The organism is Streptomyces sp. NPDC050856 (genome assembly GCF_040653855.1).
In the GTDB taxonomy this organism is placed as follows: domain Bacteria; phylum Actinomycetota; class Actinomycetes; order Streptomycetales; family Streptomycetaceae; genus Streptomyces.
Genome location: NZ_JBFAGV010000009.1, coordinates 141,292 through 154,514, shown reverse-complemented (window position 1 = coordinate 154,514; position 13,223 = coordinate 141,292). Strand labels below are relative to the sequence as shown.

10 protein-coding genes are annotated in these 13,223 nt (G+C 72.4%); 7 read left to right on the top strand and 3 right to left on the bottom strand.

Annotated elements, in window-relative coordinates; all coding sequences use genetic code 11:
- Positions 1-37: 37 nt before the first annotated feature.
- Positions 38-931, top strand: a complete 894-nt coding sequence (locus AB0H53_RS11590; RefSeq protein WP_362110089.1) for an oxygenase MpaB family protein — start codon at positions 38-40, stop codon at positions 929-931.
- A 7-nt stretch (positions 932-938) separates the two neighbouring features.
- Here the strand turns inward: AB0H53_RS11590 and AB0H53_RS11585 are convergent, their stop codons facing one another.
- On the bottom strand, positions 939-1,685 hold the full coding sequence (locus AB0H53_RS11585) for a ribonuclease H (protein ID WP_362110087.1): 747 nt from the start codon (positions 1,683-1,685) through the stop codon (positions 939-941).
- Between the two features lie 184 nt (positions 1,686-1,869).
- On the opposite strand from AB0H53_RS11585, the gene AB0H53_RS11580 reads away from it, so the two are divergent.
- The 6 genes from AB0H53_RS11580 to AB0H53_RS11555 all read left to right on the top strand — a co-directional run bounded on the left by AB0H53_RS11580 (position 1,870) and on the right by AB0H53_RS11555 (position 10,294).
- Entirely contained in the window at positions 1,870-2,934 is a 1,065-nt protein-coding gene (locus AB0H53_RS11580) for a LacI family DNA-binding transcriptional regulator (RefSeq protein WP_362110085.1), read from the top strand.
- Between the two features lie 283 nt (positions 2,935-3,217).
- Positions 3,218-4,930 (top strand): ribulokinase, encoded by a 1,713-nt coding sequence (locus AB0H53_RS11575; RefSeq protein WP_362110083.1) that lies wholly within the window; start codon positions 3,218-3,220, stop codon positions 4,928-4,930.
- A gap of 3 nt (positions 4,931-4,933) precedes the next feature.
- On the top strand, positions 4,934-5,605 hold the full coding sequence (locus AB0H53_RS11570) for an L-ribulose-5-phosphate 4-epimerase (RefSeq protein WP_362110081.1): 672 nt from the start codon (positions 4,934-4,936) through the stop codon (positions 5,603-5,605).
- Between the two features lie 11 nt (positions 5,606-5,616).
- Complete coding sequence (gene araA / locus AB0H53_RS11565; protein ID WP_362110079.1) at positions 5,617-7,122, top strand: L-arabinose isomerase; 1,506 nt, start codon at positions 5,617-5,619, stop codon at positions 7,120-7,122.
- A gap of 200 nt (positions 7,123-7,322) precedes the next feature.
- Positions 7,323-8,801 (top strand): family 43 glycosylhydrolase, encoded by a 1,479-nt coding sequence (locus AB0H53_RS11560; RefSeq protein ID WP_362110077.1) that lies wholly within the window; start codon positions 7,323-7,325, stop codon positions 8,799-8,801.
- Between the two features lie 38 nt (positions 8,802-8,839).
- Positions 8,840-10,294 carry a family 43 glycosylhydrolase gene (locus AB0H53_RS11555; RefSeq protein WP_362110075.1) on the top strand — a complete coding sequence of 485 codons (1,455 nt, stop codon included), beginning with the start codon at positions 8,840-8,842 and terminating at the stop codon, positions 10,292-10,294.
- Between the two features lie 87 nt (positions 10,295-10,381).
- On the opposite strand, the gene mmsB is transcribed toward AB0H53_RS11555, so the two are convergent.
- Complete coding sequence (gene mmsB / locus AB0H53_RS11550) at positions 10,382-11,629, bottom strand: multiple monosaccharide ABC transporter permease (protein WP_362110073.1); 1,248 nt, start codon at positions 11,627-11,629, stop codon at positions 10,382-10,384.
- Between the two features lie 3 nt (positions 11,630-11,632).
- On the bottom strand, positions 11,633-13,180 hold the full coding sequence (gene mmsA / locus AB0H53_RS11545) for a multiple monosaccharide ABC transporter ATP-binding protein (RefSeq protein ID WP_362110071.1): 1,548 nt from the start codon (positions 13,178-13,180) through the stop codon (positions 11,633-11,635).
- Positions 13,181-13,223: the final 43 nt, after the last annotated feature.

The following is a 13,223-nucleotide window of genomic DNA, read 5'->3' as shown; positions in this document are numbered from 1 at the left end:
TTGCGGCGGGACCGCCGTACGGGCGGATACTTGACAGATGGACTTGTCCGCACCAGGGCTCGCCGGTCTGCGCGAGCGGCTCGGGAGCAGCCTGTTCACCCGGGTCGCCGGTCCCTCGGGCCCGGACAACCGCGCCCGGATCCACGGCACGCCGGGACCCCGCTGGTTCGCCCCCGGCCGGCCGATCCGGACCGTCCACGGCGACGCCTCGATGTTCATCGGCGGGCTGAGAGCACTGCTGCTCCAGTCGCTGCACCCCCTGGCCATGGCCGCGGTGGCGGCCCACTCCGGCTACCGGGGCGACCCGTGGGGGCGCCTCCAGCGCACCAGCACCTTCCTCGCCGTGACGACCTACGGCACCGCGGACGACGCGCGCCGGGCGGTGGAACGGGTCCGCGCGGTGCACGGGCGCGTCCACGGCACCACCGCGGCGGGGGAGCCGTACCACGCCGCCGACCCGCACCTGCTGGCCTGGGTGCACACCGCCGAGGCCGACAGCTTCCTCCGCGCCCACCAGCGCTACGGCGCCCACCCCCTGGACCCGGCCGGCTGCGACGCGTACGTCGCCGACATGGCTCGGGTGGCGGTGGCGCTGGGCGTGCCCGACCCGCCGCGCGACCAGGCCGAGCTGGCCGAGCGGATGGCCGCCTACCGGCCGGAACTGCGTGCCACCCGGGAGGCCCGCGAGGCGGCGCGCTTCATTCTGCTCCGCCCGCCCCTGCCGTGGATCGCCCGGGCCCCCTACGCCGTACTCGCCGCCAACGCGGTGTCCACGCTCCCCCGGTGGGCCCGCGAGCCACTGGGACTGCCCCGCCTGCCCGGCGTGGAGGAGACCTGTGTGCGGCCGGCCGGACAGGCGCTCACCCGGACGATCCGCTGGGCCATGACACCTCCCGCGCCCCCTCGGGGGGAGGTGGGCGCCGGGCCGTGACGGCGGGTCAGCCCGCCGGGGATTCCGCGCCGGCCGACGTCCGGCACTCCGGATGACCCCAGCCCCTGTCCAGCTTGGTGATCGCCGCGCCCGCCGGATAGGGCGCGCCGCACGCGCAGCGACCGGGGAACTTGGCCTTGATCGTCCGCGCCGGCCCGCCGGCGGCCTTCCCGCCCGTCGCGTCCTTCGCGGTGCCGCCCCGGCCGGCCGGGGTCCTGCGTGCCCCGCCTGCCCTGGCGCGGGACGGGGCGGCGCGGGCGGGGTCGGGCACGGGAATGTCCGGCCGGCCCAGAGCCGTCCCCGAGGGCTGCTGGCTGGCGGCCGCCTCGCCGGCGGCCTGGTCCGCGATGGCGTTCAGCGGATCGCCGTCCACCTGGTGGGCGGGCACGTACACGAACTCCACCTCCCGGTCGGCCAGCAGCAGGTCGATGCGCTCGATCAGCTCGCGGTTGGCGACCGGCTTGCCGCCCGCGGTCCTCCACCCGCCGCGCTTCCAGCCGGGCAGCCACTGGGTGACGGCCTTCATCGCGTACTGCGAGTCCATCCGTACCTCCAGGGACGTCCCCGGGGCGACGCTCTCCAACAGCTTGAGCAGCGCGGTCAGTTCGCCCACGTTGTTGGTGGACCTGCCCAGCGCTCCCGACTCCCAGCGCTCGGGCCTGCCCTGGGCGTCGGCGAGCACCCAGGCCCAGCCGGCCGGACCGGGATTACCCTTGGCCGCCCCGTCACACGCGGCGATGATGCGTTCAGACATCCCTCGATCATGCCAGTGCGCCGGCCGGGACCGGTCCCCGGTGCGGGCCGGGGTGGAGCGGGACCGCGCCGGTCGCGCCGCGCCGGGCTGCGAGGGCGGCGGGCCCCGGCTCGTCGCGGGGCCCTCCGGCGGGGCGGGTAGCGTAGGCCACGCAGGACACCGGGCCGCAGGGAAAGGAAGACGCTTGCCTCAGCCCTCCGACGCCCCCAAGGCGCCGACCATGGCGGACGTCGCCCGGGTGGCGGGCGTGTCCCACCAGACGGTGTCACGGGTGCTCAGCAACCACCCGAACGTCCGGGAGACGACCCGTACGCAGGTCCACCAGGCCATCGCCCGGCTGGGGTACCGCCGCAACTCGGCCGCCCGGGCACTGGCCACGCGTCGCACGCACACCCTCGGCGTCATCGCGGTCAACACCACCCTCCACGGGCCGGCGAGTACCCTCGCCGGGGTGCAGGAAGCGGCCCGGGACCAGGGCTACCTGGTCTCGACCGTCACCCTGCGCACCGCCACCCGCGCGGCGCTCACCCAGGCCATGGACCACCTCACCGCGTGGGGGGTGGAGGGCGTCGTGGCCATCACCCCGCAGCGCGAGACGGTGCGGGCCCTCGCCACCCTGGACACCCCCTGTCCGGTGGTCACGGTGGAGGGCGGGCACAGTCTCGACCTGCCCGGCGTCTCCGTCGACCAGGTGCTCGGCGCCCGTATGGTCACCGAGCACCTGCTCGCCACCGGGCACCGTACGGTGTGGCACGTCGCCGGCCCCCGGGACTGGCTGGAGAGCGAGGCGCGCACCGAGGGGTGGCGCAGCGCGCTGCGGGAGGCGGGGGCCGAGACTCCGCCGCTCCTGCGCGGCGACTGGAGCCCCCTGTCCGGCTACCACGCCGGGCAGCAGCTCGCGGGGCACGCGGCGGCCCTCGTCCCCGGGCAGCCGGCCCGGCTGACGGCGGTCTTCGTGGCGAACGACCAGATGGCCCTGGGAGTGCTGCGGGCGCTGCGGGAAGCGGGCGTCCGGACCCCGGCCGACGTGGCGGTGGCCGGTTTCGACGACATTCCGGAGGCGGAGTTCTTCCCTCCGCCGCTCACCACCGTCCGCCAGGACTTCGCCGCGATCGGCCGGAGCAGCATCGCCCTGCTGCTGGACCACATCGAGGGCCGGACCACCGAGATCACCCACCTGACGGTCGAGCCGGAACTGATCGTCCGCGCCAGTACCGCCCGCCGCCCGGACCGCGCGTCACCCCACTGAACCGGACCCGTCCCGGCACCGGCCGGTGGCGGATGACTTCGGCCCACTTTTGTTAGCGCACACAGACCGGCTCCGCCCCAGGGTGTGGCGGGAGGGTGCGTCCCGTCGCGTCCGGCCCCTGAGTCGCGACCCTGTCGGCTGGTTGGGTGCGGGCGCTGTTGACAGTCGCTTTGTTAGCGCTAACAATTCCGGGGCGGGTCCGCACCGGACACGCATACCGGGCGGCGCCCGGCCCAGCGGCGGGCAGCCAGCACCCCGCCCCGCCACGACGAAGGACGTGAAAGTGACCGCGACCCCTCCCGCCCGCCACCCGGAGAGCTACGTCGTCGGTGTCGACTTCGGCACCCTGTCCGGCCGGGCCGTGGTCGTCCGGGTGCGCGACGGCGAGGAGCTGGGCTCCGCCGTCCACGCCTACCCGCACGGCGTCATCGACCGGGCGCTGCCCGGCGGCGGCGCGGTACTGCCTCCCGACTGGGCCCTGCAGCACCCCGAGGACTGGCGCGAGGTCCTGCGCACCGCGGTCCCCGCCGCCGTCGCCGCGGCCGGTGTCGACCCGGCGGCCGTCATCGGCATCGCCACGGACTTCACCGCCTGCACCGTCCTGCCGGTCCGCCGTGACGGCACCCCGCTCGCCGAGACCGGGCTGGGCGTACGCCCGCACGCCTGGCCCAAGCTCTGGAAGCACCACGCGGCCCAGGGGCAGGCCGACCGGATCAACCACCTCGCCCACCAGCGGTCCGAGAAGTGGCTCTCCCGCTACGGCGGCCGGATCTCCGCCGAATGGCAGTACGCCAAGGCCCTCCAGGTGCTGGAGGAGGACCCGACGGTCTACGCGGCCACCGAGCGCTGGATCGAGGCCGCCGACTGGATCGTCTGGCAGCTGACCGGAGCCGAGAGCCGCAACACCTGCACCGCCGGCTACAAGGGCATCCACCAGGACGGCCACTACCCGGGCGAGGACTACCTGGGCGCGCTGCACCCCGGCTTCGCCGACTTCGCGCGCACCCGGCTGGAGCACCCGCTCTCCCCGCTCGGCTCGCGGGCCGGGTCGCTGACCGCCGAGGCCGCCGCCTGGACCGGGCTGCCCGAGGGGATCGCCGTCGCCGCCGGGAACGTCGACGCCCATGTGGCGGCCGCCGCGGCGCAGGCGGTCGACAACGGCCGGCTCCTCGCCGTCATGGGCACCTCCACCTGCCACGTCGTCAACGCCGCCACCCTCGCCGACGTCCCCGGCATCTGCGGAGTCGTCGACGGCGGCATCGTCGAGGGCGCCTTCGGCTACGAGGCGGGCCAGAGCGCGGTCGGTGACATCTTCGCCTGGTGGCTGGGGCAGGGCGTACCGGAGGAGTACCGGGCCGAGGCCGACGCCAACGGCGAGGATCTGCACCAGCTGCTGTCCCGCAAGGCCGCCGGCCAGCCGGTCGGAGGTCACGGGCTGGTGGCCCTCGACTGGATGAACGGCAACCGCTCCACCCTGGTCGACCACCACCTTTCCGGTGTCGTCGTCGGCCTCACCCTGGCGACCCGCCCGGAGGACGTGTACCGCGCGCTGCTGGAGGCCACCGCCTTCGGCACCCGCGCCGTCGTCGAGGCCCTGGAGCGGGGCGGCGTGCCCGTCCACGAGTACGTCGTCACCGGCGGGCTGAAGAAGAACGCCCTGCTGATGCAGATCCACGCCGATGTGCTGCGGCGGCCCGTCTCGCTCGCCGTGTCCTCCCAGGGCCCGGCGCTGGGCTCGGCCATCCACGCGGCGGTCGCCGCCGGCGCCTACCCCGACGTGCGCGCCGCGGCCTCGGCCATGGGCCGGGTCGACCGCGCCGTGTACCGGCCGGACCCGGCGCGGGCCGATGTCTACGACGCGCTGTACGCCGAGTACCGCGCCCTGCACGACCACTTCGGCACCGGACCCGACAAGCAGATGCACCGGCTCCGGGCCATCCGCGACCGCGCCCTGGCCGGCCGGAGCGCCCGGACCGCCAACGACAGTGAGGTGTGACCCATGACGTCCCCCATCGACCTGCTGCGCCGCCAGGTCAGCGACCTGCACCAGGACCTGGTCCGTTACCGGCTCGTCGTGTGGACGGCCGGCAACGTCTCCGCCCGTGTCCCGGGCGAGGACCTCATGGTGATCAAGCCCAGCGGTGTCGCCTACGACGAGCTGGCCCCCGACAACATGATCCTCTGCGACCTGGACGGGAACGTGGTCGAGGGCGAGTACGCGCCCTCCTCCGACACCGCCGCGCACGCCTACGTCTACCGGCACATGCCCGAGGTCGGGGGAGTGGTGCACACCCACTCCACCTACGCCAGCGCCTGGGCGGCGCGGGGCGAGGCGGTGCCCTGCGTACTGACCGCCATGGCCGACGAGTTCGGCGCCGAGATCCCCGTCGGGCCCTTCGCGCTGATCGGTGACGACTCCATCGGCCGCGGGATCGTCGAGACGCTCCGGGGCCACCGCTCGCCCGCGGTGCTGATGAAGAGCCATGGCGTCTTCACCATCGGCAAGGACGCCAGGGCCGCCGTGAAGGCAGCGGTGATGTGCGAGGACGTGGCCCGCACCGTCCACATCTCCCGTCAGCTCGGCGAGCCGCTGCCGATCGCGCAGGACGACATCGACCGCCTGAACCACCGCTATCAGAACGTGTACGGCCAGCCGCGCGCTGCCCGGTGAGGAGTTCCCCCATGACGTCACCCGAGGAACGCGAGATCTGGTTCCTGACGGGCAGTCAGAGCCTGTACGGCGACGACACCCTGCGCCAGGTGGCCGAGCAGTCGCGCCGGATCGCCGACGCGCTCGACGACGACCCCGGCGTCCCCTTCCGCGTCGTCTGGAAGCCCGTCCTCACCGAGGCCGGATCGATCCGGCGGATCTGCCTGGACGCCAACGCCGACGACGCCTGCATCGGCCTCGTCGCCTGGATGCACACCTTCTCCCCGGCCAAGATGTGGATCGCCGGCCTCGACGCGCTGCGCAAGCCGCTGCTGCACCTGCACACCCAGGCCGACGCGGCCCTGCCGTGGTCGTCCATCGACATGGACTTCATGAACCTCAACCAGGCGGCCCACGGGGACCGGGAGTTCGGATACGTCCAGTCCCGTCTCGGCATCGCCCGCAAGACCGTCGCCGGACACGTCTCCGACCCGTCGGTGGCCGCCCGGATCGCCGCCTGGGCCAGGGCCGCCGCCGGCCGGGCGGAGCTGAGCGGCCTGCGGCTGGCCCGGTTCGGCGACAACATGCGCGACGTCGCCGTCACCGAGGGGGACAAGGTCGAGGCCCAGCTCCGCTTCGGTGTGTCCGTCAACACCTACGGGGTCAACGACCTGGTCGCGGCCGTCGACGCGGTCGCCGACGCCGACATCACCGCACTGGTGGAGGAGTACGAGGAGACCTACCGGGTCGCCCCCGAACTGCGCGGCGGCAAGGACCGCCACGACTCGCTGCGCTACGCCGCCCGGATCGAGCTCGGGATGCGCCGCTTCCTCACCGACGGCGGATTCCGGGCGTTCACCACGAACTTCGAGGACCTGGGCGGGCTGCGCCAGCTCCCGGGGCTCGCGGTGCAGCGCCTGATGGCCGACGGCTACGGCTTCGGCGGCGAGGGCGACTGGAAGACCTCGGTCCTGCTGCGCACCCTCAAGGTGATGGCCGCCGGCCTGCCCGGCGGCACGTCCTTCATGGAGGACTACACCTACCACCTGGAGCCCGGGCGGGAGCTGATCCTGGGCGCGCACATGCTGGAGGTGTGCCCGAGCATCTCGGCCGGGGTGCCGTCCTGCGAGATCCACCCCCTGGGCATCGGCGGACGCGAGGACCCGGTACGGCTCGTCTTCGACGCGCACACCGGCCCGGCGGTGGTGGTCGGACTGGCCGACATGGGGGACCGCTTCCGGCTGGTCGCCAACGAGGTCGACCTGGTGGAGCCGGTCGAACCGCTGCCGAACCTGCCGGTGGCCCGGGCGGTGTGGCGGCCCCGCCCCGACCTCCGTACCTCCACCGAGGCCTGGCTGACCGCCGGCGCCCCGCACCACACCGTCCTGTCGAGCGCCGTCGGCGCCGAGGAGCTCGGTGACCTCGCGGACATGCTGGGAACGGAACTCCTGCTGATCGACGAGGACACCACGATCCGCCGGTTCGCCCAGGAGCTGCGCTGGAACCAGGCGTACCACCGCGTGGCACAGGGCCTGTGAGATGAACGGGCGCTGGGGCGGCGACGGGGCTGCGGCCGGGCGCCGGTCACCGTCCCGCCCGGCGGCACGTCCCCGCCCCCCACCCGGGGGCCCCGCCCCGCCGGGTACCCACCCGGCGGGGCGCCCGACGCGCGGGGCGTGCCTCGCGCGAGCCGACCGTCCACGGCGCCGCCCGCGCGCCATCACCCCGAGGGACAGATGTGAGCCGCACTCACCCCCGTACTTGGATCGCCCTCACGATCGCCGTCGTCCTCTCCCTGTTCTGCACCGCCGTCGGCGGGCCGGCCGCGGCGGCCGCCGGTGCCGCCTACACCAACCCGGTGAAGGCACAGAAGGGCGCCGATCCCTGGCTGGAGTACCACGACGGCAACTACTACCTGGTGACCACCTCGTGGTCCTCCGAGATCACCATGCGCAAGTCGCCCACCCTCGCCGGTCTCGCCACCGCGCCCAGCGTGCAGGTGTGGTCGGACAGCACGCCCTCCCGCTGCTGCAACATCTGGGCCCCCGAGATCCACTTCCTCGACGGCCGCTGGTACCTCTACTACACCGCCGGGGAGGGCATCACCGACTACAACAGGACGCAGCGCCTGCACGTGCTGGAGAGCACCGGGGCCGACCCGATGGGCCCGTACCGCTACAAGAACCGGCTGTACGACCCCGCCCACGACGCCTGGCTGATCGACGGCAGTGTGCTGCGGGCCGGCGGGAAGCTGTACCTGCTCGGCAGCGCGACGGGCAACGGCACCCAGAACCTGGTCATCGCGCCGATGAGCAACCCCTACACGGTCAGCGGTTCCCTGCGCACCATCTCCACGCCCACGCACGCCTGGGAGCGGCAGGGCGGGACCGTCAACGAAGGCCCCGAGCCGCTGTACCGGAACGGCAGGACCTTCGTCGTGTACTCGGCCAGCTTCTGCAACACCCCCGACTACAAGCTCGGCCAGCTGGAGCTGACCGGCCCCGACCCGCTGAACGCCGCGTCCTGGACCAAGAAGGCCACCCCGGTCTTCCAGCGCGACGACGCCGCCGGCGTCTACGGACCGGGCCACAACGGCTTCTTCACCTCGCCCGACGGCACCGAGAGCTGGATCGTCTACCACGCCAACGACCGCGCGGCCGAAGGCTGCGACAACGGCCGTACCACCCGCGCCCAGAAGTTCACCTGGAACGCGGACGGCACACCGCATTTCGGCACCCCCGTGGCGCTGGGCGCCTCCCGGCCCGGCCCCTCCGGCGAGACGGCGGCCACCCCCACCTCCTACACCCTGGTGAACCGCGCCACCGGCAAGTGCCTGGACCTGGAGAACGCCTCCCCGGCCGACGGGGCGAACGTCCGCCAGTGGACCTGCAACGGCGCCGCCGCCCAGAAATGGCGCTTCGAGGACCTGGCCGACGACACCAGCAGGCTGGTCAACGTCGCCAGTGGCAAGGCCCTGGACGTCGCCGGCTGCTCCACCGCGGACGGGGCCGACGTACGCCAGTGGACCTGGCTGGACAACACCTGCCAGCGCTTCCGGACGGTGGTCAGCGCCACCGGCGGATGGGTGCGGCTGGTCAACGCCAACAGTGGCAAGGCCCTGGACGTCGCCGGCTGCTCCACCGCGGACGGGGCCGACGTACGCCAGTGGACCTGGCTGGACAACACCTGCCAGCAGTGGCGGATCAAGACCGGCTGACCCCTCCGGCCCCCACCACACAGGAGAAGGAAACCGCGATGAGAACACGTCAGCTCCCCGGCGCCCTGATCGCCGGAACCGCCCTGGCGGCCGCCGTGCTGCTGCCCGCGCCGGCCGGGGCGGCGTCGGCCGCGCCCACCGCGTCGCCCGCCGTCACCTACACCAACCCCCTGGTGAACCGGCGTGCCGACCCGCACATCGTCAAACACACCGACGGCTACTACTACTTCACCGCGACCGTCCCCGAGTACGACCGCATCGTCCTGCGCCGGGCGACCACCATCCAGGGCCTGTCCACCGCCCCCGAGAAGGTGATATGGACCAGGCACGCCACCGGCGAGATGGGCGCGCACATCTGGGCACCCGAGATCCACTTCATCGACGGCAAGTGGTACGTCTACTTCGCCGCCGGACGGACCGACGACATCTGGAAGATCCGGATGTACGCCCTGGAGAGCTCCGCCGCCGACCCGCTGACCGGCGCCTGGACCGAGAAGGGCCGCATCGCCACCCCGATGGACAGTTTCGCCCTGGACGCGACCACCTTCGTGGTGAGGGGGGTCCGCTACCTCAGCTGGGCGCAGAAGGACCCGGCGATCGACACCAACTCCAACGTCTACATCGCCAGACTCGCCAACCCCTGGACCATCAGCGGCACCCCGGTCCGCCTCACCGTGCCCACGTACCCGTGGGAGACGGTCGGCTTCAAGGTCAACGAGGGACCGGCCGTGATCCAGCGCGGCGGCAAGGTGTTCATGAGCTACTCGGCGTCCGCGACCGACAGCAACTACTGCCTCGGTCTGCTCACCGCCTCCGCCACCGGGAACCTGCTCGACCCCGCCGCCTGGAAGAAGAGCCCCACCCCGGTCTTCACCAGCAACACCGCCACCGGCCAGTACGGCCCGGGCCACAACTCCTTCACCACCTCGGAGGACGGCGGGAGCGACATCCTCGTCTACCACGACCGCGGCTACAAGGACATCACCGGTGACCCGCTGAACGACCCCAACCGCCGCACCCGGGTGCAGAAACTCCACTGGAGGGCCGACGGCACCCCCGACTTCGGCATCCCGGTCGCCGACGGCGCCACGCCCGGGCGGCTGGCCTCCCACAACTTCCCCGACCACTACGTCCGGCACCGGGAGTTCCGCGCCCGGCTGGAGGCGGACGTCGACAACCTCGCCGACTCGCAGTTCCGCACCGTCACCGGGCTCGCCGGCGGCGGGACCGTCTCCCTGGAGTCGGCCAACTTCCCCGGTCACTACCTCCGCGGCAGGAACGGCGAGGTCCGGGTCGAGCGGAACGACGGCACCGCGGCCTTCCGGGAGAGCGCCAGCTTCCACCAGCGGCCCGGCCTCGCCGACCCGGCCGGTGTCTCCTACGAGGCGTACGCCTCCCCGGGCCAGTACCTCCGGCACGCCGGCTTCCTGCTCCACGTCCAGCGGGCCGACACCGCGCTCGCCCGGCAGGACGCCACCTTCCACCAGCACTGAGCCGCCGCGGCCGGGCGCCGGCCGAGGCACACCGAAACGCTCCGCCCGGTCGCGCGACCGGACGGAGCGTTTCGGTGTGCGCAGGGGTCAGGAGCCGGCCCGGCGCTTGTTGTAGACGTCGAAGCCGACGGCCGCCAGCAGCACCAGCCCCTTGATGACCTGCTGGTAGTCGGTGCCGATGCCGACCAGCGACATGCCGTTGTTCAGCACTCCGAGCACCAGGCCGCCGATGATCGCGCCGAGTACGGTGCCGACGCCTCCGGAGGCCGAGGCACCGCCGATGAAGGCCGCCGCGATCGCCTCCAGTTCGAAGTTGATACCGGCCTGAGGGGTACCGGCGTTGAGCCGCGCCGCGAAGACCAGACCCGCCAGCGCGGCCAGCACGCCCATGTTGACGAAGGCCAGGAAGACGATCCGCTTGCTCTTCACCCCGGACAGCCTGGCGGCGGCCTCGTTGCCGCCGATGGCGTAGGTGTGGCGGCCGAGGACGGAGTTGCGCATCACATAGCCGAAGGCGACGAGCAGGACACCCAGGATCAGCAGCACGATCGGGAAGCCGTGGTAGCTGGCCAGCAGCATGGTGAACGCCACGACGGCGGCCGTGATGGCGGCCAGCTTCGCCAGGAAGAAGCCCAGCGGCAGCAGTTCCAGCCCGTACGAAGCGGCCCGGCGCCGGCCGCGGACCTCCTGGAGGACGGCCACGGCCAGCACGCACAGACCCAGCAGCAGCGTCAGGTTGTGGTAGTCGGTGTACGGCCCGGCCTCGGGCAGGAAGCCACTGCTGATCTGGCGGAAGCCCTGGGGGAAGGGGGCCACCGACTGGCCCTGGAGCAGGATCTGGGTGCCGCCGCGGAACAGCAGCATGCCCGCCAGGGTGACGATGAACGAGGGGATGCCGACGTAGGCGATCCAGAAGCCCTGCCAGGCGCCGGCCACCGCGCCGATCAGCAGCGCCAGCACCAGGGCCACCGGCCACGGCACGTCGTGCTTGACCATCATCACGGCGGAGGCGGCGCCGACGAAGGCGGCCAGTGAGCCGACCGACAGGTCGATGTGCCCGGCGATGATGACGATCATCATGCCGATGGCCAGAATGAGGATGTAGCCGTTCTGCTGGATCAGGTTGGTGACGTTCAGCGGCTTGAGCAGCGTGCCGTCGGTCCAGACCTGGAAGAGCAGCACGATCAGCGCCAGCGCGACCAGCATGCCGTACTGCCGGAGGTTGCCCCGCAGGGTGCGGAGCAGCAGCGCGCCGGCGCCGCCCCCGCCGGTGGGTCCGGCGGGCCCGGGGTCCGGGGCGGACGCCGGGATGTCCTTGATGTTCACCTGAGCCATGCCTTACACCTGCTCGTTCGGGGTTGCCGCGCTCACGGTCATGAGGCGCATGAGGTTTTCCTGGGTGGCGTCGGCGCGGTCCACCTCGCCGGTGATCCGGCCTTCGGCCATGGTGTAGATCCGGTCGCACATGCCGAGCAGCTCCGGCAGCTCCGAGGAGATGACCAGGACGGCCTTGCCCTGGGCGGCCAGATCGGCGATGACCGTGTAGATTTCGGCCTTGGCGCCGATGTCGATGCCCCGGGTGGGTTCGTCGAGGATCAGCACCTCGGGCTCCGAGAAGATCCACTTGCTGAGGACGACCTTCTGCTGGTTGCCGCCGCTCAACTTGCCGGTCTGCGCGAACACCGAGGGCGCCTTGATGTTCATCGCGCGGCGGAAGCGCTCCGCGACCTTCGTCTCCTCGTGCTCGCTGACCCAGCCGCGCCGGGAGACCTTGCCCAGGGCGCTCAGCGAGATGTTGCGGCTGATGCCGTCCATCAGGTTGAGTCCCAGGTGCTTGCGGTCCTCGGTGACGTACGCGATGCCGTGGCCGATGGCCTCCGGCACCGTGCGGGTGCTGATCTCCTCGCCGTGCAGCAGCACCCGGCCGCCGGTGCGGCGGCCGTAGGAGCGGCCGAAGACGCTCATCGCGAGTTCGGTGCGGCCGGCGCCCATCAGGCCCGCGATGCCCACGATCTCGCCCCGCCGCACCTGGACGGACACCCCGTCGACCACCTTGCGGTGCAGGTCGATCGGGTGGAGGACGGTCCAGTCCTCCACGGCGAAGGCGACGTCGCCGATGTCGGGCGTGCGCTCGGGGTACCGGTGCTCCAGGTCGCGCCCGACCATTCCCCGGATGATGCGGTCCTCGGAGATCCCGCCGGCGCCGACCGGGATCGTCTCGATGGTCCGGCCGTCGCGCAGGATGGTGACGGCGTCGGCGACCCGGGCGATCTCGTTCAGCTTGTGCGAGATGATGATGCAGGCGATGCCCTGGTCCCTGAGCTCCAGGATGAGGTCGAGCAGCTTGCGGCTGTCCTCGTCGTTCAGCGCGGCCGTCGGCTCGTCCAGGATCAGCAGCCGGACGTCCTTGGCGAGGGCCTTGGCGATCTCGACGAGTTGCTGCTTGCCCACACCGATGTCGGCGACCCGGGTCTGCGGGTTCTCGTGGAGGCCGACGCGGGCGAGGAGCTCCTTGGCGTGGGTGAGGGTCCGCTGCCATCCGATGATGCCGTGCGAGGCGTGCTCGTTGCCCAGGAAGATGTTCTCCGCGATGGACAGGTAGGGGATCAGGGCGAGTTCCTGGTGAATGATCACGATGCCGCGCCGCTCGCTGGCGCGGATGTCCTTGAAGGCGCAGCTCTCGCCCTCGAAGAGGATCTCGCCCTCGTAGGAACCGTGCGGGTGCACTCCGCTGAGCACCTTCATCAGGGTGGACTTGCCGGCGCCGTTCTCGCCGCAGATGGCGTGGACCTCCCCGGGGGCCACGCGCAGGTTGACGTCGCTGAGCGCTCTGACGCCGGGGAAGGACTTGCTGATCGAACGCATCTCGAGGACGGGTCCGGCCATGGTGGTGCATCCGTTCGACTCGGGGTGGCGGGTGCGGGGCGGC